Source organism: uncultured Sphingomonas sp., assembly GCF_937871615.1.
Lineage (GTDB): Bacteria > Pseudomonadota > Alphaproteobacteria > Sphingomonadales > Sphingomonadaceae > Sphingomonas.
On record NZ_CALMPA010000023.1, the window covers coordinates 140,601 to 161,502 of the forward strand.

The following is a 20,902-nucleotide window of genomic DNA, read 5'->3' on the forward strand; positions in this document are numbered from 1 at the left end:
TAATCGCCGATGACTTCCCCTTCCGACGGGCGACGCGCGGGCGTTGCCGAACTGACCATCCGCGGCATCCTGCTCGGCGGGCTTATCACCCTGCTGTTCACCGCGGCCAACGTATATCTCGGGCTGAAGGTGGGGCTTACCTTCGCCACCTCGATCCCGGCGGCGGTGATTTCGATGGCGGTGCTGCGCGCCTTTCCCGACAGCTCGATCCTGGAAAACAACATCGTCCAGACGATCGCCAGCGCGGCGGGCACGCTGGCGGCGATCATTTTCGTGTTGCCGGGCCTGGTGATCGTCGGCTGGTGGCACGGCTTTCCGTTCATCACCACCGCTGCGATCACCGCGACAGGCGGCATTCTCGGCGTGATGTTCTCCGTGCCACTGCGCCGCGCATTGGTGGTCGATACCGACTTGCCCTATCCCGAGGGCCGCGCCGCCGCCGAGGTGCTGGAAGTGGGCGAAAGCGCGCGTGATGGCGGGGCGGACAGCGCGCAGGGCCTCAAGGTGCTGATCTGGGGCAGCCTCGCCTCGGCCGGATTCGCGCTGCTCACCCAGATGAAGCTGGCGGCGGCGGAATCCGCGCGCTGGTTCCGCGTCGGCGCGGGTGCGACCGGGATTTCGGGCGGGCTTTCGTTCGCCCTGCTCGGCGTTGGGCATCTCGTGGGCCTGTCGGTCGGCATGGCGCAGCTTGTCGGCATGGCGACGGGCTGGTGGGTGCTGCTCCCCTTTCTCACCGCACACAGCAGCATCGGCGGAAGCGCGGAGGAACTGGCCAATGCGGTGTTTCGCGCCGATGTGCGCTTCTTCGGCGCGGGCGTGATCGGCGTCGCGGCGGTGTGGACCCTGGTGAAGATCGCGCGCCCGGTGGTGGGCGGCGTCACCTCCGCGCTGGCCGCGAGCCGCGCGCGGCAAAGCGGCGAGGCGCTGCCGCTGACCGAGCGCGATCTGCCGATCGGCATCGTCGGCATCGTTTCGCTGGCAATGCTGGTGCCGATCGCCATCCTGTTGTGGAGCGTGATCGCGGGCGGCCCGCTCGCGGCATCGGGCGTGCTGCTGATCGCGGGCGCGCTGCTGTTCGTGGCCGTGATCGGGCTGCTGATCGCGGCGGTATGCGGCTATATGGCCGGGCTGATCGGGGCCTCGAACTCGCCGGTTTCGGCGATCGGCATCCTCTCGATCCTCGCCGCATCGCTGTTGCTCGTCGCGCTGTTCGGGCGCAACGCACCGCCGGACACGGCGCAGGCACTGATCGCTTATGCCCTGATCGTCACCGGCATCGTATTCGGCGTGGCGACGATCTCGAACGACAATCTGCAGGATCTCAAGACCGGCCAACTCGTCGGCGCGACGCCGTGGAAGCAGCAGGTCGCGCTGATTATCGGCGTGTGCTTCGGCGCGCTGGTGGTGCCGGTGGTGCTCGATCTGCTCAACACCGCGTTCGGCTTTGCCGGCGCGCCGGGCGCGGGGCCGCAGGCGCTTGCCGCACCGCAGGCCGGGCTAATCTCCGCGCTGGCGAAGGGCGTGCTCGGCGGCGATCTCAATTGGCCGATGCTGCGCTGGGGGGCGCTGGCCGGCATCGGCTTCATCGCGCTCGATGAAATGCTGGGCCGGCTGAAGCTGCTGCGCCTGCCGCCGCTGGCGATCGGCATCGGCATCTATCTGCCGATGGCGGTGATCCTGCCGGTGACGATCGGATCGGTGCTTGGCTGGCTCTATGATCGCTGGGCGGATCGGAAGGCGGATGCGGAGGGCACTAAGCGGCTCGGCGTGCTGCTCGCTACCGGCATGATCGTCGGCGAAAGCCTGTTCGGCGTGATCTTCGCCGGGATCGTCGCGGCGACCAACACGGATTCGCCATTGGCGGTGGTCGGCGCGGGCTTCGCGCCAGCGGCGCTGATCGGGGGAACCGCGCTGTTCGTCGCGCTTGTCTGGCTACTCTATCGCAGGACGCGGGCATTGGCCGGGCGATAACGCCCGCGCCGTTCACATCGCCGCGAGCAGATCCTTGATATCGACGAACGCGAAGCCGACCGAGCTGTCCGCGATGCCATAAGGCATGAACAGCACGTCCCCGAGCTTCATCGCGCCACAGGTATAGACGACGTTCGGCACATAGCCTTCGCGATCCTGATCGGCGGCGGCGAGGAGCGGCTGCTGCATCCGGCCAAGCACCTTCGATGGATCGCGCTTGTCGAGCAGCACCGCGCCGATCGAATATTTGCGCATCGCGCCGACGCCGTGCGTGAGCAGCAGCCAGCCCTCATCCAGCTCGATCGGCGCGCCGCAATTGCCGATCTGCACCAATTCCCACGGCTGCGCCGGCTTCAGGATCAGTTCGCCATCGTCCCAATGGGTCAGGTCATCGGTCTTGAGGAGATAGAGATTTTCTCCATCCTGCCGCCCGATCGCCATATAGGCGCCCTCCACCTTGCGGGGAAACAGCGCGATGCCCTTGTTGCGGGCCGCGGTGCCGGTCATCGGCACCAGATCGAACGCGCGGAAATCCTTCGTTCGCAGCAACTCCGACTGGATGGTCGATCCGTTATAGGCGGTATAGGTGCCCAGCCACTCCACCTCGCCATCGTTATGCGTGAACTTGACGAGGCGCAGATCCTCCAGCCCCTTCGATTGCGCCTCGGTAATCGGGAAGATCACCGTGCCCGAAAGCGTCGAATCGCGATCGCGATAGACGGTGACGGGGCCGGTCGGCGCTTCCTCCTCATCCACCCCGATCGCGTCGGCCACGGTCGCAAAGGGCGGCTCGGGGGCAAGCTTCAACTGCCGGTTGGCGGTGATGATCCCTTCGCGGAAGGCGACCGAGGAGATATGCCCCTCCCCCACCGCGCGCAGCGACATGACGATGCGCAGCGACCCGCGCGGCATTCCGCTCTGATCGGAATGCGGCACCACGCTCGGGTTCATCAGCGCGGCGGCGGCATAGCTGTATTCGAGGCAGAAATAGGCCCCGATCAACTGACGCTTCACATCGCTGATCGCGCTGCCGTCCAGCCCATGCTGCGCCGCGATCCGATCATAGCGCGTCATGAACACACGCCGCGTCTGCCAGTGGCGCGCCTCGAAATCCTTGAGCACGGTTTCGAGCTGCCCGCTCGCCTCCGCCTCGGTCATTTCCAGCACTTCGCCGATCAGGCGCTGCGAACGACTGACCCCCGATCCATTCGACTGCCAGCCGAGATGAAATGGCCTCACGACGACTCGCGATGGGTCCGCATGGAGCCGCAGCCGGTGGTCGAAAATCTCCAAAACCCGCCTCGCGTGCCGTCTAGCCGATGCGCTCACCGCCCGTCAGGCGACGGCGCGTCCTTCACCTGCCACGGCAACACCCGATTTTGATAGCCTTGAAATGGTGCAGGACGCGAGTTGCAGCGCAAGAATCGACTCCGCACCCTGATTCCGGTTCAATCCGGTGGGCATCAGCCCGTCGAAACAGCCGCCATCCGGCCCGCTGGCGAGCGGCAGATCGAGATCGTTGCCGCCCAGGAACCAGCGATAGGCGCGCTCGCCCTCCGCGATCCATTTCGTATCCCGAGTCGCATCATAAGCCGCGCAGCAGGCGTCGATCGTCGCCTGCGCTTCCAGCGGCTGCTGATCGAACGGCAGCGGATCGGCATAGGCGCGCCCGAAGCTCTCGGTGCCGATCGCGCGGAAATGGCCGCCCGGCCCGGTCTGCATCGCGACGATCCATTCGAGCGTCTCGATGCCGCAGGCGATCAGATCGTCGCGGCCAAGCGCCAGCCCCGCGCGGATCATCGCCTCCGGCAGCCGCGCGTTATCATAGGCGAGGACGATCTCGAACCATTGCCAGTCGGGCCGCTTCACCCGATCGAGCAGCGCGAGATGCTCGTCAGGAAACCGCTCAAGGATCGCGCGGGCGAGCTGGTTGCCGGGTGATGCCTCCAGCATCGCGGCGGCGCCGAGCATCGCGAAAGCTTGCGCGCGCGGACTGCCGAGCGCGAAGGCCAGGCTCGCCGTATCCGCAAACAGCGCGCTCGCCCAATCGCGATGCTTGCGTTCACGCGCATCGCGCGCGGTGACCCCCAGCGCCCAGAGCGCGCGGCCATTCGAATCCTCGGACCCTTCTTCCTCGCACCATGTCCGGTCGAAATTCATGAAGTTGCGAAAGCGCCGTCTGTCCGGGTTCCACGCATATTGGACGAACGAGGCATAAATCGTCATCCAGCGATCGCGCACGGGAGGCGCCAGTTCATCGACCGCGCTCATCAGCATCAGCGCGCGGGCATTATCGTCGATGCAATAGCCGTGGCGGCGATCGGGCACCGAATAGATCGCGTGCTGGAACATCCCCGTCTGGTCGCTCATCCGCTCGACCGCGCTGATATCCGGCGCGAGCCGCTTGCCGCCCAGCCCGCTTTTTCCCAGCCGTTCGGGCCGCGAGGAGATGATCGCGGCGATTTCCGCCACCGCGCGCTCCGCCAGCCGCGGCCAGATCATCGTCCGCCCGCGCGCATAGGCACGCTCGGAAAGGCGCGCCCGGCCCTCGTCATCGCCAAGCAGCCGACTGATCTCGCGACCGAACGCGACCGAATCGCGGAAATCGACCAGCACGCCATGGCCGTCCGCCAGTATCTCGGTGGCGTGGACATAAGGCGTGGAGATCACCGCCTTGCCCACCCCCACCGCATAGCTGAGCGTCCCGCTCGTGATCTGTGCCGGGTTCAGATAGGGCGTGACATAAAGGTCCGCCGCCTGAAGATAATCAATCAGTTCGTCATATTCGACGAAGGCGTCGATGAAGCTGACGCTTTCCTCCACAGCCTTCGCGCGGACGAGCGCCTTCAGCGAATCGCGATATTTCTCGCCTTCATGCGCGACGAGGTTGGGATGCGTCGCGCCGAGCACGACATAGAGCGCGTCGGGATGTTGGGCCACAATCTGTGGCATCGCCTCGATCACCGTTTCGATCCCCTTGCCGGGCGCGAGCAGGCCGAAGGTGAGCACCACCTTGCGCCCTTCCCATCCGAAGCGCGGCTTGAACACCGCCGGATCGGCGAGCGCACGATCGGGAACACCGTGCGGGATCGTCACCACGATGCGCGGATCGGCGCCGTAAACGCGGCGCAATATCTCCCGCCCGCGATCCACCATCACGATCACGCGGGCGGCGCGGCGCAACAGCCCTTCCATCACCGTGCGCTGATGCTCATCGGGCTTTTCGAGCACGGTGTGGAGCGTCACGATCAGCGGCAGCGTGGTGCGATCGAGCAGTGCCAGGATATGCTCGCCCGCCACGCCGCCGAAAATGCCATATTCGTGCTGAAGCCAGATCGCCTGCACGCCCGATTGCTCGATCCGGCGCGCCGTTTCGATATAGGCCGCGCGATCCTGCTCGGGGATCGTGCCGGTTACCGCGGGCGGATAATCATATTGTCCGGGATGATCGTCCATCGCGTAAACATCCACCCGAAGATCGGGGAAACGATCGCGCAGCGCCGCATAAGTATCGGTGGTGTACGTCGCCAGACCGCACTTTCTCGGCAGGAAATTGCCGATCAGCGCAATGTGATTGACCAAGCTTTGAACGCGCCTTTCCACCGCCACCTCACTCGCGATTAGTGCTGGATGGCGGCGTTGTTCCGCCGCCTCTTATCCTAACCGGCAAGATGGAAGATGGTTGCAGAGGTTGTGCGATGCGGCGCCGACGAACCGCGCCGATCGGGATCAGCCGCGCCCGCGATACGGTGGAACGCCCTGATCGGGCAGCCACAGCGCCGCCGGCGGCGCGCCGGTCTGCCAGAACACGTCGATCGGAATGCCGCCGCGCGGATACCAATAGCCGCCGATGCGCAGCCACACCGGCTTCATCTCGGTCGCCAGCCGCTCCCCGATACCAACGGTGCAATCCTCGTGAAAGGCCGCATGGTTGCGGAACGAGGCGAGGAACAGCTTCAGCGACTTCGATTCCACGATCGTTTCGCCGGGAAGATAGTCGATCACCAGATGCGCGAAATCGGGCTGCCCCGTCACCGGGCAGAGCGAAGTGAACTCCGGCGCGACGAAGCGCACCGCATAGACGCGCCCCGGGCGCGGATTGGGAACATAATCCAGCACCGCTTCTTCCGGAGAGACGGGAAGCGTGCTGGCCTTGCCGAGATGAAGTGTCATGCGGCAAGAGATAGGCGCGGATCGCCCGGCGCGCCACTCCTCGCCTGCGGCTACGCGCGGATTAGCGGCTTTACGCCGCCGTGCTGATTGAGTTTGGACCCTAACGAACGTTGATACCCAGTTCGCTCAGCAACTGCCCAGCCTGCTCCCTAGAGATGGTCGCCCCGCGAAAAAGCGCCGCGTCGATCAGCCGCACACCTCCGAGATCGGCGCCGCGCAGGTCCGCCCCTTCGAAGCGCGCGCCCTCCAGGCTCGCCTCGCGCAAGCTGCATTCCTCAAACCGCACCCGGCGAAAATCGGCCTTCCGCAGATCCGCTTGCGCGAAATCAATCCGCTTCAACGTCGCGTCCCGGAACGAATGTTCCAGCAGCTTCGCGTTAATCAGCAGGGTTTCATCGAAATGGATTTCAACCGCCTTCACCCTGGTAAGATCAGCGCCGGTGAGCTTGCATCGGACGAATTTCGCTGATTCGAGCGTCGCCCGCTTGAACGAGGAATTATTGAAATCGCTGGCGATGAAGGTCGCGTCGCTCAGGTCGCCGCCGGTGAAACTGGCGAACGCGCCGCGACAGGATTGCCAGTTCGTCCCTTCCAGAATCGTTTCCGCGCAATCGGCGCGCCGCAGGTTGCACCGCTCGAACGTCCATCGCGACAGATCGAGCCGCGAGAGATCGGCCTCCTCCAGATCGCAATCTATCAGATGTCGGGCGCCGCCGAGCAGGGACTCTACTCCTCCCCGCGTAAGCCGCTGGCCGCGAATTGCCTGATCGGAAAACAGATCTTCCATCGCCATCGGATAGCCGTCGCGAGCGCCGCGATCCACAACGTGCTTACGGTGATCGAGGTCAGCGGGGTTTCGACAAACCCGCCCACGGCGGTAAGAGGCGGCCATGGACTCGCTCATTTCCACCCAATGGCTCGCCGACGCGCTTGGCGTTTCCGATCTTCGCATTGCTGACTGCTCGTGGTTCCTGCCCGGCGACGGGCGGGACGCGGCGGCGGAATATCGCGGGGGGCATATTCCCGGCGCGGTGTTCCTCGATCTCGCCGAGATTGCGGATACCGATCATCCCGCGCCGATGATGCTGCCACCGCCCGAGAAATTCGCCAGCCGGATGGCGGCACTGGGCCTGGGCGACGGCGTGCGGATCGTGCTCTACGACGATTCGCCGCACCACACCGCCGCGCGCGCTTGGATGATGCTACGCAGCTTCGGCGTGCCGGATGTGGCGATCCTCGATGGCGGTCTGGCGAAATGGCGCGCGGAGGGTCGCGCGCTCAGCGATGACGAGACACAACCGCGCACCCGGCATATGACGCCACGCGCGCGCGGCATGGGCGTGCGCGATATCGCGGAAATGCGCGCCAACCTCTCCAGCCGAACCGAGCAAGTGGTGGACGCGCGTTCGCCCGCGCGCTTCGCCGGCGAGGAACCGGAACCGCGCCCCGGCGTCGTGCCCGGCCACATTCCTGGCGCGATCAACATCCCATATGGCCGGTTCTTCAACGCGGACGGCACCTGGCTGCCGCGCGAGCGCCTCGCCGCCGTGTTCGCCGACAATGGCATCGACCTCGATCGCCCGGTGGTCGCGACTTGCGGCTCGGGCGTCACCGCCTCGATCATCGCCTTCGCCGCGCATCTGCTGGGGCATGACGCGGCGGTCTATGACGGAAGCTGGGCCGAATGGGGCGGCACGCCCGATGCGCCAAAGGAAACCGGGCGGTGAGCGGCGATCACGACGATATCGCCGATGCCACCCGTGTCGTCTCCGCCGGGCGGCGCAAGGAATGGACCGGGGGCGTGGTCAATGCGCCGGTGTGGCGCGCCTCGACCATCCTTTATGACGATGTGGCGCACCTGCGCGCGACCGCGCATGGCGACACCCATCACCGGCTGTTCTATGGCCGGCGCGGCACGCCGACGCAGTGGAGCCTCGCCGATGCGCTGACCTCGCTGGAGCCGGGGGCCGAGGCGACCTTTCTCTACCCCTCGGGCGTCGCCGCGATCGCCGCTGCCCTGCTCAGCGTGCTCGCACCCGGCGACGAATTGCTGGTGCCGGATTCGGCTTATGACCCGACGCGCTCGATGGCGACGGGGCTGCTCGCGCGGATGGGGATCGCGACGCGCTTCTATGATCCGCTGATCGGCGGCGATATCGCCGCGCTGATCGGCCCCACCACGCGCGCGATCTTCATGGAAAGCCCCGGCAGCCTGACGTTCGAGGTGCAGGACGTGCCCGCGATCGTCGCGGCGGCGAAGGCGCGCGGCGTGGTGACCCTGCTCGACAATACCTGGGCGACGCCGCTGCACTTTCGCGCGATCGAGCGCGGGGTGGATTATACGATCCTCGCCTGCACCAAATATGTCGTCGGCCATTCGGATGTGATGCTGGGATCGGTGACGGCGGCGCAGGGACGATTCGCCAGATTGCGCGATACCAGTTTCCAGCTCGGGCAGATCGCCAGCCCGGATGATTCGTGGCTGGGCAGCCGCGGCCTCAGGACGATGAAGCTCCGGCTGGAGCGGCATCAGGAAAGCGCGCTCGCCATCGCGCGCTGGCTGGAAACCCGACCGGAGGTGGCGCAAGTGCTCCACCCCGCGCTCTCCTCCTGCTCCGGCCATGAGATATTCGCGCGCGATTTCACTGGCGCCAGCGGGCTTTTCTCGTTCGTCCTCAACGGCGGCGGAGAGAAGGAGCGCGCCGCGCTGATCGACGGCCTCGATCATTTCGGGATCGGTTATTCCTGGGGCGGCTACGAAAGCCTCGCCTTGCCCGTCGATCCCGCGAAATATCGCACCGCGACCGTGCCCGATTTCGCCGGCCCGCTCGTGCGGCTACAGATCGGGCTGGAGGATGTGGGCGATCTGATCGCCGATCTGGAGCGCGGGCTGGCACGGTTCCGCGCCGCGTTGGCCTGAACGCCCATTCACCCCGCGATACGGGCGGGGCGAACGGAGGAACGATCCCGCGTTTACTTCGGCGTCCCCGGCGTCGCGGCGCGGGCATCCTGTCCATCGCCCTGCGGCGCGGCGATGATATCGCGCGTGGTCTGCCCCTTGTCGACGACATTGGTTTTGGGATCGCCGACCGATGAACGGATGCCCGCATCGGCGGTGCCGCCGGCCTGGCTGATCGTCGCGGCTTCCGCGGGATCGCGCGGCGCGGTGCCGAACAGCGCCTCCAACGTCTGCGTCTGCGAGGCGCTGTTCGCCTGAACCCGCGCCGCGCCCGGCGTGGGGGGCACCAGCGCGAAATCGGGCGGGATCACCAGCGCCGGCTGGCGCGCGACGGCGAATTCGTCGGGCCGCGCCCGATCGTAGCCACGCTTGCCGCATCCTGCGAGCAGGGCGAGCGCGGCGATGCCGGCTCCGGCGACAACGATCTTACGCATTATTGATTCTCCACAGGCTTGCCGGGCTTGTCGCGCATCAGGAGCGCGCGCACCAGCAATATAAGCACACCGATCGTAATCGCCGCGTCGGCGACATTGAAGACCAAAAACGGGCGCCATTCGCCGAAATGCAGATCGGCGAAATCGACCACGTAACCGAACCGCACGCGATCGACGATGTTGCCGATCGCGCCGCCCAGCACCAGCCCGAGCGCGATCTGATCGGCGCGGTTCTTCTCGCGCCACATCCAGATCAGCACGCCCGTGGCGATCGCCCCGGTCATCACCACCAGCAGCCAGCGCCCCATCTCGCTTTCCGCGCGCAACATGCCGAGGCTGACACCGATATTCTGCACGAAGCGCAGATCGAAGATCGGCGCGATTTCACGCACCGCGCCGATATAGTCGATGCCGAGCGGCCCGGTGACGATCCACTTCACCAACTGATCGAGCACGAACAGCAATGCCGCGCTCATCAACCCGGCCCGCGGAAGCGCCCGCATCATGCCGCCACCTCGCCAACCACCCCGGCGCAGCGCCCGCACAGGCCGTCATCCTCCGCCACCTCGGGAAGCAGCCGCCAGCAGCGACCGCATTTGTGATAGTCCGTGCGCGTCACGCCCAGTTCGTCGCCGGGAAGAACCCTGGCGACGATGAACGCCTCGGCCAGCGCCGCCGCATCGAGCGGCATTTCCGGCACCGTTACATCGGCTTCAAGACTGGAGCGCACGATCTTCTCGCGGCGCAGCGGCTCGATCCCCTCGGTCACGCGGACGCGCAGCGCACGCACCTCTAGCCAGCGCTGGCTCAAATCCTCGCCCGTTTCCGCCGGAAGCTCCGGCCAGTCGAGGAAATGCACCGATCCGTCCTCGCTCGGGAAGCGCGTCTGCCACACTTCTTCGGCGGTGAAGGTCAGCACCGGCGCGGCCCAGCGGACGAGCGCGTGGAACAGCACGTCCAACATCGTGCGATAGGCGCGGCGCTTCGTATCGGTCGACGCGTCGCAATAAAGCGAATCCTTGCGGATATCGAAGAAGAAGGCGGACAGATCCTCGTTCGCGAAATCGCTCAACAGGCGAACATAGCCGTTGAAGTTGAAGTCCGCGATCGCCTGGCGAAGCTGCTTGTCGAGCGCATGGACGAGATGGAGCATATAACGCTCCAGTTCCGGCCATTCGGCCACCGGCAGCCGCTCCGCCTCCTCAAAACCATCGAGCGCGCCGAGCAGGTAGCGGAAGGTGTTCCTAAGCTTGCGATATTGATCCGCCACGCCCGCGAGGATTTCCTTGCCGATGCGGTGATCCTCGGTGAAATCCACCGACAGCGCCCACAGCCGCAGGATATCCGCGCCATATTCCTTCATCAGATCGAGCGGATTAACCGTGTTGCCGAGCGACTTGGACATTTTCATGCCCTTGGCGTCCATCGTGAAGCCGTGGGTCAGCACGGTATCGTAAGGCGCCCGCCCGCGCGTGCCGCAGCTTTCCAGCAATGACGACTGGAACCACCCGCGATGCTGGTCAGACCCCTCAAGATAGAGGTCCGCCGGCCAGCGAAGTTCCGGCCAGCGCCCGCTTTCCAGCACGAAGGAATGGGTGCAGCCCGAATCGAACCACACGTCGAGAATGTCGGTGACGCGCTCGTAATCGGCCACATCATGATCCGGGCCGAGCAGCGCGGGGGCCGCCTCATCGCTCCACGCATCGACGCCCTCGGCGCGGAAAGCCTCGACGATCCGCGCGTTTACCGCCGGATCGCACAGATATTGCCCGGTCTTGCGGTTGACGAACAGCGCGATCGGTACGCCCCAGGCGCGCTGGCGCGAGATCACCCAATCGGGCCGCCCCTCCACCATCGCGCCGATGCGGTTGCGGCCCTTCTCCGGCACGAAGCGCGTGGCGGCGATCGCGGCCATCGCGGTTTCGCGCAGCGTTTCGCCGTCGCCCTGTTCGGCGCGGATTTCCGCCTCGGTCGCGCAGAGCGCCATCTGACGGTCGATCTTCTTGTCGACCGGGATGAACCATTGCGGCGTGCAGCGGAAGATCACCTTCGCCTTGGAACGCCACGAATGCGGATAGCTGTGGGTGAAATCATCCGACGCCGCGAGCAGCGCCCCCGCTGCCCGCAGGTCCGTGCAAATCGGGCCATCGGCGGCGACGAACTTCTTGTTGATGACGCTGCCCTGCCCGCCGAGCCACGCCCAATCCTCGCGATACATGCCACCGGCATCGACCGCGAATACCGGCTCGATATGGTTCGCCTTGCACAGGTTGAAATCGTCCTCGCCGTGATCGGGCGCCATATGGACGAGCCCGGTGCCCGCGTCTGTGGTGACGAAATCGCCCGCGAGGAACGGGCGCGGTTTCGCGAAGAAGCCGCCGAGGTGGTGCATCGGATGGCGCGCGACGGCGCCGGCGAGTTGAGAGCCGGTGATTTCGCCCAGCGCATATTCGGAAAGATCAGCGTCGGGATCGCCCGGCCCCCGGTTCGCGAGCGGCCCGAGCCCGGTGCGCTCGAAAAACTTTTCGAGAAGCTCGTTCGCCACGATGAAGCGGCGACCATCATGCGCGCGATAATGATGGTAGAGAACATCCTCCCCATAAGCCAACGCCTGGTTGACCGGGATCGTCCATGGCGTCGTCGTCCAGATCACCGCGTGCGCGCCGATCAGTTCCGGCGCGCCCGGCGCCTCGACGATCTCGAACGCCACGTCGATCTGGGTGGAGGTGATGTCCTCATATTCCACCTCGGCCTCGGCCAAGGCGGTCTTTTCCACTGGAGACCACATCACCGGCTTCGCACCGCGATAGAGCTGGCCGGATTCGGCGAACTTCATCAGTTCGGAAACGATGGTGGCTTCGGCGGCGAAGTCCATCGTCAGATAGGGTTTATCCCAATCCCCATTGATGCCCAACCGCTTCAATTGCTCGCGCTGGGTATCCACCCAATGCTGGGCATAGGCGCGGCATTCGGCACGGAACTCGCGCGGCGGCACCTCATCCTTGTTGCGCTTCTTCTTCCTGTATTCCTCCTCGACCTTCCATTCGATCGGCAGGCCGTGGCAATCCCAGCCGGGAACGTATGGCGCGTCCTTGCCCAGCAAGGTCTGAGTGCGCACCACCATGTCCTTCAGGATATGGTTGAGCGCATGGCCGATGTGCATATCGCCATTGGCATAAGGCGGGCCATCGTGGAGGATGAACTTCTCGCGCCCCGTGCGCTGCTCGCGCAACCGCCGGTACAGGCCCAGCTTCTGCCAGCGTTCGAGAATAGCGGGCTCCTTCTGGGGCAGCCCGGCCTTCATCGGGAAATCAGTCTTCGGCAGGAAGACGGTGTCGCGCCAGTCGCGCTTCGGAGTGTCGGATGCGTCAGCCATGAGTGCGCGCGGCATTAGCGCGGGAATAAGGCCACGTCATGCCCCATGTGCATGAGCGGTGACATAGCTTGAAGCACCGTCATTCCCGCGAAGGCGGGAATCCATTCTGGCTGGCGCTGGCAATGGAGCCGTAGTCGCAGCGCATATGGATTCCCGCCTTCGCGGGAATGACGAATGCAAGACGAGTGTTTCAGGCCCAAGGCACCTCAACACCTGCGCCTGTGTGTTATCAACCACGCACCAAAAGCGCGCGCGCGCGGTCGCAATCCGCCGCGATCTGCGCCACCAGCCCCTCCAGCGTCTCGAACTTCGCTTCGGCGCGCAGATAGTCGACCAGTTCGACCTCGATCCGCTGATCGTAGAGATCGCCGTGAAAATCGAAAAAATATGGTTCGAGCAATTCCTTGGGCGGATCGAAGCTCGGCCGGATGCCGAGATTCGCCGCGCCGTTCACCACCCTGCCATCGGGCAGCCGCCCGCGCACCGCGTAGATGCCGTAAGCTGGGCGCAGATAATTGCCCATGTCGATGTTGGCGGTGGGGAAGCCGATCTCGCGCCCCAGTTTGTCGCCGTGCTGCACGCGACCCTCGATCGCCCAGGGCCGGGTGAGCAGCCGCGCCGCCTCGCGCGGGTTGCCGGCGTGAAGCGCATCGCGGATCCGGCTTGAGGAGACCGGCGCGCCATCAAGCAGCACCGCGCCAACCGTCGCGTCGGAAAAGCCGTAACGCGCGCCGAATTCGGCCATCGCGATGGCGTTGCCGCCCTTGTTATGGCCGAAGGTGAAATCCTCGCCCGTCACGACTCCGCCAACGCGCAACAGCCCGACGAGCCGATCGCGAACGAACTCCTCAGCGGAGAGCGCGGCCAGTTCGCCGTCGAAGTGGAACACGATCATCCCGTCCGCGCCCGCGTCTGCGAACAGCCGCTCGCGCTGATCGAGCGTGGTGAGGCGGAACGGCGGGGCATCGGGGCGGAAATGGCGCACGGGATGCGGATCGAAGGTGGCGACGAGCGCCGGGCGGCCTTCCGCCCGCGCCTGATCCACGGCGCGACCGATCACAGCCTGGTGCCCCAGGTGGAATCCGTCGAAATTGCCGAGCGCGACGATGCCGCCTGCAAGGTGCGGCGGGATCGCCGAGCCGCCGTCCAGCCGCTCCATGCGCGCCGCCTTAGGGGCCGGCCAACCTGACCGCAATGGCGGAGTCAGCGCGTGGCCCCCGCATCGGTCGCCGCGCTGATCGGCATGGCGGGACGCGGCGAAAGCGTGCGCACCAATGTTTCGAAGCGATCGCCCGCGATCCTTATCTCGTTGAAGCTCGGCGGGGTTTGCCGCAACCGCTTCGACAAGGTGCCCGCCCCGATCAGCCGCACACGCCAGCCATCGCGGTCATAGGGAATGTCGAACGGATCATGGACATGGCCCGATAACACCGCATGGGCGCCCGCCGCCGCCAGCGCGGCCAGCGCGCGCATCCCATTTCGTGTCCGCCCCGATCCGGTGGTAGGCCCCTCGATCAGCGGATGATGCCCCGCGACGAAGATCAGATTGCCCTTCGGTGCATCCGCGATCAGCGCCAGCGCGCGATCCAGCGCGTCGCGACTCACATTGCCCTTCGACCAGTTCCAGCGGAGTTGCGCCCGCGCGGTGGTCTTGAGCGGAATGATCGAGACGCCAGGGATTTCCAGCGGTTGCTCAATCAATTTTTCCGCCACGCCGTAACGGCGATAGGGCGCCACCAGCCGGCGGACCGGATCCCAGTAATAAGGGATATCATGGTTCCCCACCTCCAGCGTCACCGGCACACCGAGCGCGCGCAGCCAGCGCCCGCCGGCATCGAATTCGCTCGGGCGCGCGCGCATCGTCAGATCGCCCGTCATGATGACGGCATCGGGCTTTTCCGCCGCCACGCGCTCGGCAAACCAAGCGAGCGCCGCGGGGTCTTCGGCGCCGAAATGGATATCGCTGACGTGAAACAGCCTGGTCGGCACGCGCGCTCCTTCTGTTGCGTCGTAATCGAAACGGCTTAGACCCGTTTGGAACGATAGCAACAATGCGATGGAGAGGCAGTGAGCGAGATCGCGACGATCCTTGCCGACACGATCGAGCGATTGCTCGACGCCCGGCTCGACGAAGGAACGATGCACGCCGCGCGCGCGGGCGAATGGGCCGGCGAACTGTGGCATGCGCTGGAGGAACAGGGCGTGCCGCTGGCGCTGGTGCCGGAAAATGCGGGCGGATTCGGGCTCGATCCGCGTGACGCGCTGGAGCTTATCCGGCTGCTCGGGCGCCACGCGATACCATTGCCGCTGGGCGAGACGATGCTCGCCAATGCCACGCTGGCCGAAGCTGGCCTGCCGCTCGCCGACGGCGCGGCGGCGCTGGTGCCGATGGACGGCGCGGCACGAATCGCCTGGGGGCGGCATTGCCGCACGTTCGTGGTCGAGGCCCCCGGCGGCGTCGTCAGGATCGACGGCGGCGCGGTGGTGGAGCGCGAGGGGCACAACCTCGCCGGCCTGCCGCGCGACGCGATGCATTTCCCGAAGACGAATGACGCCACGCCGATTGCGGGGCGGCTGATCGAGCGCGGTGCGCTGGTTCGCGCGCTGCAATGCGCGGGCGCGCTCGAACGACTATTGGAATTGACCGTCACGCATGTTTCCGAGCGGGTGCAGTTCGGGCGCCCGCTCGCGAAATTCCAGGCGATTCAGCAGGAACTGGCGAAACTCGCCGGAGAGGTCGCGGCAGCGTCCGCCGCGGCGGACCTCGCGGCGGACGCCTTCGTCGATGATCCGGCAAAGGCGCGCTTCGCGATCGCGGTGGCGCGCGTGCGGATCGGCGAGGCGGTCGGCCGCGCCAACGGCATCGCGCACCAGCTTCACGGCGCGATCGGGTTCACCGCCGAGCACCGGCTGCATCTGTTCACCACCAGCCTGTGGGCGTGGCGCGGCGAATTTGGCGGCGCGGTATATTGGGCAGGCCAGCTCGGCGATCGCGCGCTCAGCGCGGGCCGCGACGGCTATTGGCCGATGGTGACGGCGGCATGACCGGATTCCGTTTCCCCACCCCGCCCCATTCGCCCGCCGCCGAGGAATTGCGTGGCGAGGTACGCGCCTTCCTCGCCGACGAACTGGCGAAGCGCCCGCCGGTGTCGCGCGCGGAAAGCTGGAACGGCTTCGATCGCGATTTCAGCCGCGCGATGGGCGCGAAGGGTTGGCTCGGCATGACATGGCCGAAGCGTTATGGCGGGCATGAGCGCAGCGCGTTCGAGCGTTATGTTGTGGTGGAAGAAACGCTCGCCGCCGGGGCGCCGGTCGCCGCGCATTGGATCGCCGACCGGCAGAGCGGGCCTTCGCTGCTCAAATTCGGCACCGAGGAGCAGAAAGCGACGATCCTGCCGGGGATCGCGGCGGGCGAAACGGTGTTCTGCATCGGGATGAGCGAGCCGGATTCCGGCTCCGATCTCGCCGCGACGCGCACGCGCGCGGTGCCCGTTGATGGCGGCTGGCGGGTGACCGGCACGAAGCTGTGGACCACCGGCGCGCACCATGCGGACTACATGATCCTGTTCTGCCGCACGAGCGGCTCCTCCGCCGATCGGCAGGCCGGCACCAGCCAGTTGCTCGTCGATCTCCATGCCGTCGAAGGGATAACGATCCGCCCGATCATCGACCTCGCCGGGCAGCATCATTTCAACGAGGTGCATTTCGAGGACGCCTTCCTTCCCGCCTCCGCGCTGATCGGGGCGGAGGGCAATGGGTGGAATCAGGTGATGAGCGAACTCGCCTTCGAGCGCAGCGGGCCGGAACGGTTCCTGTCCTCGATGCAATTGCTGCTCGAACTGATCGGCGTGCTGGCGGACGCGCCCGGAGACGCGGCGCGGCTCGCGCTCGGGCGGCTGACCGCGCATCTTGTCGTGCTGCGCCGCCTGTCGCGCGGGGTCGCGGCGCTGCTGGAGGCGGGTGAGAACCCGGCGATCCACGCCGCGATCGTCAAGGATCTGGGCGCGACGTTCGAACAGGACATGCCCGAAATCGCCCGATCCCTGGTCGATGCCGAGCCGGATCGCGCCTCCACCAGCGATTTCGTCGCGGTGCTGGCGCATACGATGCTCAACGCGCCCAGCTTCTCGCTGCGCGGCGGCACGCGGGAGATATTGCGCGGCATCATCGCGCGCGGGCTGGGGGTGCGCTGACCCCCAGCCCGCACGGATCGGCCCTAGGATCGCTCGACATTCAGGTCAGGTCGAGCCGAAAATGGTGGTTTCTCGTGACCCGCAAGCGCAGCGTACTAAAGGTACGTGAGCACCGAAAAGCGCGGGGAACCGTCATTTGCAGGCCGGCATGGGCTGAATGTCAAGCGGTCCTAACTGATATGCACGGTCTTGGTAATCATATGCGCCTCGATCCCTTCGGGGCCGTCCTCCGAGCCGAAGCCCGAATCCTTGATCCCGCCGAACGGCGAATCGGGCCATGACGCGCGGACATTGTTGATGCACACCATCCCGGATTCGATCGCGTCGCCAAGGATCGCCTGACGCCGGCCGTTTTCGGTGAAGCAATAGGAAGCAAGGCCGTAAGGTAGGCGGTTAGCCTGTTCGATCGCCTCGTCCAGCGTGCCAAAGCGGCGCATCAGCGCGACCGGCCCGAACGGCTCGTCGTTCATCGCCTTCGCCTCAAGCGGCACGTCCGCCAGCACGGTCGGGCGGTAGAAGAAGCCGTCCCCCTCCCCGCGTTCGCCGCCCACCAGCACCCGCGCGCCGATCTCCCGCGCATTGGCGATCATCTCGTCGAGCGCGGCCGGGCGGCGCGGATTGGCGAGCGGCCCCATCCTGTTCCCCGCGACGCTGCCGTCGCCGACCGGCAGGGCGCGGGTGCGCTCGGCGAACCCCGCGACAAAGCGATCATAAATGCCGTCCTGCACGTGGAAGCGCGTCGGCGCGACGCAAACCTGGCCGGCATTACGGAATTTATGCGCCACCAGCATGTCGAGCGTCTTTTCGAGGTCGCAATCGTCGAACACGAGGACCGGCGCGTGGCCGCCCAGTTCCATCGTCATCTTCATCACCGTATCGGCGGCGAGCCGCATCAGATGCTTGCCGACCGGCACCGATCCGGTGAAGCTCAGTTTCCGCGTCACCGGCGAAGCGAGCAGCGTTCGCGACACGTCATCGGGCACGCCGAACACGATCTGCGCCACCTCCCCCGGCAGCCCCGCGTCTTGGAAACAGCGCAGGATCGCCGCCGCGCTGGCGGGCGTTTCCTCGCTTGGCTTCAGGATTATCGAACAACCCGATGCGATCGCGGGGGAAATCTTGCGCACCACGTTGAGCAACGGAAAGTTCCACGCGCAAAACGCGGCGACCGGGCCGACCGGCTGCTTCAGCACAAGGCTGCGCGATCCGGCCGGGCGCGGCAGCACGCGGCCATAGATGCGCGTCGCTTCTCCGGCATGGAAATCGAGGATGCCAGCCGCGCCCAATGCCTCGCCGCGCGCCTCGACCAGCGGCTTGCCCTGTTCTTCCGTCGCGATCGCGGCGAGTTCGTCGGCGCGCTCACGGATCAGCGCGGCGGTGCGCATCAATACGGCGGCGCGCTGATCGCCCGGCGTGTCGCGCCACATCCTGAAACCGCGCGCCGCGACCTCCAGCGCCTCCTCCAGATCCGCCGCCGACGCATGGGGAACCGTGCCGATCACCGCGCCGGTCGCGGGGTTGAGGACATCCTGTTCCTCGCGCCCGCCGCCGGTGCGCCATTCGCCGGCAATATACAGTCCACGTGCGGGGCGGTCGGTCTGGCTCATGCTGGTCACCTTGCTTGAAGCTCGTTTCGATCGGGAAATGCGATCCCGTCCCCGCCGTGTCCACCCCCGCGCATAAAAAGACCCGGCGGTTGGCGCGCCGGGCGCGCGCTGCTAGGCGGCGGCAAACTCCCGAATCCGGCGCCCCGCCACAACCTTTGAGGAAGATACATGATCCCGCGCTATTCCCGCCCGGAGATGACCGCGATCTGGTCGGCCGAGACACGCTACAGCATCTGGTTCGAGATCGAGGCGCACGCCACCGATGCGCTCGCCGATCTCGGCGTGGTGCCGAAGGATGCCGCCGCCGCATTGTGGCGCTGGTGGGATACGAAGCCCGCGATCGACGTGCCCGCGATCGACGCGATCGAGGCGGTGACCAAGCATGACGTGATCGCCTTCCTCACCTGGGTTGCCGAGCATGTCGGCGATGAGGCGCGCTTCATGCACCAGGGCATGACCAGTTCGGACGTGCTCGACACCTGCCTTGCCGTGCAGATGACCCGCGCGGCGGATATCCTGCTCGCCGATCTCGATGCGCTGCTCGCCGTGCTCAAGCGCCGCGCCTACGAGCACAAGATGACGCCGACGATCGGGCGCAGCCACGGCATCCACGCCGAGCCGGTCACCTTCGGCCTGAAGCTCGCCGAGGCTTATGCCGAATTCAGCCGCAACCGCGATCGCCTCGCCTTCGCGCGCGCCGATATCGCCACCTGCGCGATTTCCGGCGCGGTCGGCACGTTCGCCAATATCGAGCCCGCGGTGGAGGCGCATGTCGCGGCGAAGCTGGGCCTGTCTGTCGAGCCGGTATCGACGCAGGTGATCCCGCGCGATCGCCACGCGATGTTCTTCGCGACGCTTGGCGTGATCGCCAGCTCGATCGAGCGGCTGGCGGTCGAGGTTCGGCATCTTCAGCGCACCGAAGTGCTGGAGGCGGAGGAATATTTCTCGCCGGGCCAGAAAGGCTCCTCGGCGATGCCGCACAAGCGCAACCCGGTGCTGACCGAGAACCTTACCGGCCTTGCCCGCATGGTGCGCGGCTATGTCACCCCGGCGCTGGAGAATGTGGCGCTGTGGCACGAGCGCGACATCAGCCATTCGTCGGTCGAACGCTATATCGGCCCGGATGCCACGATCACGCTCGATTTCGCGCTCGCGCGGCTGACCGGGGTGATCGACAAATTGCTGGTCTATCCCGATCGGATGCAGAAGAATCTCGATCGGATGGGCGGGCTCGTCCATTCGCAGCGCGTGCTGCTGGCGCTCACGCAGGCGGGGGTGAGCCGCGAGGATTCCTATCGTCTTGTGCAGCGCAACGCGATGAAGGTGTGGGAATCCGATGGCACGCTGTCGCTGGCCGAGTTGCTCAAGGGCGATGCGGAGGTCACTGCCGCCCTGTCGCCGGCGGAAATCGACGCCCGTTTCGATCTCGGCTATCACCTGAAGCACGTCGATACGATCTTCGAGCGGGTATTCGGCGCGGCATGATTGCATAAAGTGCAGCCAGGGCTGCATTGTCTTATGTTGCAATGCAGCATAATGATCCCCACATGAGCTATGCCGGACTTCCCGGCATGGAGACCATGAAATGCGCATGTTCGAATCCGCGGCCAGCTTCGCGCTGGTGATCGCGGCCCAGGCGCTGGTGGTCGGCGTGGTTTCGGCCGCGTTCTGACGCACCCGCCACCGCCCCTTCACCCAAGGGGCGGACTGGCCGGGGCAGTCATTTTGCGAATATCCGCAACAAGCCCTCGTAGCGTGCCAGTGCCGGTGCGCCGGGAACGGCGAAGCCGGCGCGCAGCAGGAAAGCGTGGCGCACGATCTCCGCCTGCTGCTCGATGCCATAGGATGTAAGCGGCCAGCCCGGCACGAAGCTGTAATGATAACGGCAGAACGGATGCCGTGCGAGCGGCAGGTACACGCCGCGCTGATGCTGCCAGACATGGCACATCTCGTGGATGAACAACGCTTGCAGATCGAGCGGCGCGGTAGCGAAATCATCGCGATAACTTGCGCCGCCCGGATGAAAATGGATCGTGCCGCGCGGCGCCATCACCACATTGCGCGGCTGGAAAAACGCCCAGCGCCGCCGCGCGATGCCGACCGCGCCATAATCAATCGCATCGCCGAAGATCGAGCGGGCGAGCGCCACCTCGCCCGGCGTCAGGCCGCGTCCGCGCACCGGGCCGCGC

Annotated in this window: 17 protein-coding genes; 6 read left to right on the top strand and 11 right to left on the bottom strand. The window is 66.1% G+C overall.

Going from position 1 to position 20,902, the window contains the following annotated elements; all coding sequences use genetic code 11:
- Positions 1-9: 9 nt before the first annotated feature.
- A complete protein-coding gene (locus Q0316_RS06890) occupies positions 10-1,971 on the top strand; it encodes an OPT family oligopeptide transporter (RefSeq protein ID WP_298670796.1) in 1,962 nt (653 codons plus the stop codon).
- 12 nt (positions 1,972-1,983) lie between these two features.
- Here Q0316_RS06890 and Q0316_RS06895 read toward each other — a convergent pair whose 3' ends face one another.
- The 4 genes from Q0316_RS06895 to Q0316_RS06910 form a co-directional block, all read right to left on the bottom strand.
- Entirely contained in the window at positions 1,984-3,264 is a 1,281-nt protein-coding gene (locus Q0316_RS06895) for a glycoside hydrolase family 130 protein (protein WP_298670797.1), read from the bottom strand.
- Between the two features lie 42 nt (positions 3,265-3,306).
- On the bottom strand, positions 3,307-5,553 hold the full coding sequence (locus tag Q0316_RS06900) for a glycosyltransferase family 4 protein (RefSeq protein WP_298670798.1): 2,247 nt from the start codon (positions 5,551-5,553) through the stop codon (positions 3,307-3,309).
- Between the two features lie 147 nt (positions 5,554-5,700).
- Positions 5,701-6,144, bottom strand: coding sequence for a preQ(1) synthase (gene queF / locus Q0316_RS06905; protein WP_298670799.1), 444 nt, complete (start codon positions 6,142-6,144; stop codon positions 5,701-5,703).
- Positions 6,145-6,244: 100 nt separating this feature from the next.
- The gene (locus Q0316_RS06910; protein ID WP_298670910.1) at positions 6,245-6,931 is read right to left on the bottom strand and encodes a pentapeptide repeat-containing protein; all 687 of its coding nucleotides are present in this window, start codon (positions 6,929-6,931) and stop codon (positions 6,245-6,247) included.
- Positions 6,932-7,034: 103 nt separating this feature from the next.
- On the opposite strand from Q0316_RS06910, the gene Q0316_RS06915 reads away from it, so the two are divergent.
- The gene (locus Q0316_RS06915; protein WP_298670800.1) at positions 7,035-7,871 is read left to right on the top strand and encodes a sulfurtransferase; all 837 of its coding nucleotides are present in this window, start codon (positions 7,035-7,037) and stop codon (positions 7,869-7,871) included.
- On the top strand, positions 7,829-9,064 hold the full coding sequence (gene metC, locus Q0316_RS06920) for a cystathionine beta-lyase (RefSeq protein WP_298670801.1): 1,236 nt from the start codon (positions 7,829-7,831) through the stop codon (positions 9,062-9,064). The genes Q0316_RS06915 and metC overlap by 43 nt, the downstream gene beginning before the upstream one ends.
- A gap of 53 nt (positions 9,065-9,117) precedes the next feature.
- On the opposite strand, the gene Q0316_RS06925 is transcribed toward metC, so the two are convergent.
- The 5 genes from Q0316_RS06925 to Q0316_RS06945 form a co-directional block, all read right to left on the bottom strand.
- Positions 9,118-9,537 carry a DUF3035 domain-containing protein gene (locus Q0316_RS06925; RefSeq protein ID WP_298670802.1) on the bottom strand — a complete coding sequence of 140 codons (420 nt, stop codon included), beginning with the start codon at positions 9,535-9,537 and terminating at the stop codon, positions 9,118-9,120.
- Entirely contained in the window at positions 9,537-10,040 is a 504-nt protein-coding gene (gene lspA, locus Q0316_RS06930; RefSeq protein WP_298670803.1) for a signal peptidase II, read from the bottom strand. The genes Q0316_RS06925 and lspA overlap by 1 nt, the downstream gene beginning before the upstream one ends.
- Positions 10,040-12,913 (bottom strand): isoleucine--tRNA ligase, encoded by a 2,874-nt coding sequence (gene ileS, locus Q0316_RS06935; protein ID WP_298670804.1) that lies wholly within the window; start codon positions 12,911-12,913, stop codon positions 10,040-10,042. The genes lspA and ileS overlap by 1 nt, the downstream gene beginning before the upstream one ends.
- A gap of 229 nt (positions 12,914-13,142) precedes the next feature.
- On the bottom strand, positions 13,143-14,072 hold the full coding sequence (locus Q0316_RS06940; protein WP_298670805.1) for a bifunctional riboflavin kinase/FAD synthetase: 930 nt from the start codon (positions 14,070-14,072) through the stop codon (positions 13,143-13,145).
- Positions 14,073-14,116: 44 nt separating this feature from the next.
- On the bottom strand, positions 14,117-14,902 hold the full coding sequence (locus tag Q0316_RS06945; protein ID WP_298670806.1) for a metallophosphoesterase: 786 nt from the start codon (positions 14,900-14,902) through the stop codon (positions 14,117-14,119).
- Between the two features lie 78 nt (positions 14,903-14,980).
- Here Q0316_RS06945 and Q0316_RS06950 point away from each other — a divergent pair, with 78 nt between their 5' ends.
- Both Q0316_RS06950 and Q0316_RS06955 read left to right on the top strand, forming a co-directional pair.
- Positions 14,981-15,958, top strand: a complete 978-nt coding sequence (locus Q0316_RS06950; protein ID WP_298670807.1) for an acyl-CoA dehydrogenase — start codon at positions 14,981-14,983, stop codon at positions 15,956-15,958.
- Complete coding sequence (locus Q0316_RS06955) at positions 15,955-17,106, top strand: acyl-CoA dehydrogenase family protein (protein ID WP_298670808.1); 1,152 nt, start codon at positions 15,955-15,957, stop codon at positions 17,104-17,106. The genes Q0316_RS06950 and Q0316_RS06955 overlap by 4 nt, the downstream gene beginning before the upstream one ends.
- A gap of 170 nt (positions 17,107-17,276) precedes the next feature.
- On the opposite strand, the gene Q0316_RS06960 is transcribed toward Q0316_RS06955, so the two are convergent.
- Entirely contained in the window at positions 17,277-18,713 is a 1,437-nt protein-coding gene (locus Q0316_RS06960; protein WP_298670809.1) for an NAD-dependent succinate-semialdehyde dehydrogenase, read from the bottom strand.
- 168 nt (positions 18,714-18,881) lie between these two features.
- Here Q0316_RS06960 and purB point away from each other — a divergent pair, with 168 nt between their 5' ends.
- Positions 18,882-20,198, top strand: coding sequence for an adenylosuccinate lyase (gene purB, locus Q0316_RS06965; protein ID WP_298670810.1), 1,317 nt, complete (start codon positions 18,882-18,884; stop codon positions 20,196-20,198).
- A 235-nt stretch (positions 20,199-20,433) separates the two neighbouring features.
- Here purB and Q0316_RS06970 read toward each other — a convergent pair whose 3' ends face one another.
- A complete protein-coding gene (locus Q0316_RS06970; protein ID WP_298670811.1) occupies positions 20,434-20,892 on the bottom strand; it encodes a vgr related protein in 459 nt (152 codons plus the stop codon).
- Positions 20,893-20,902 lie beyond the last annotated feature (10 nt).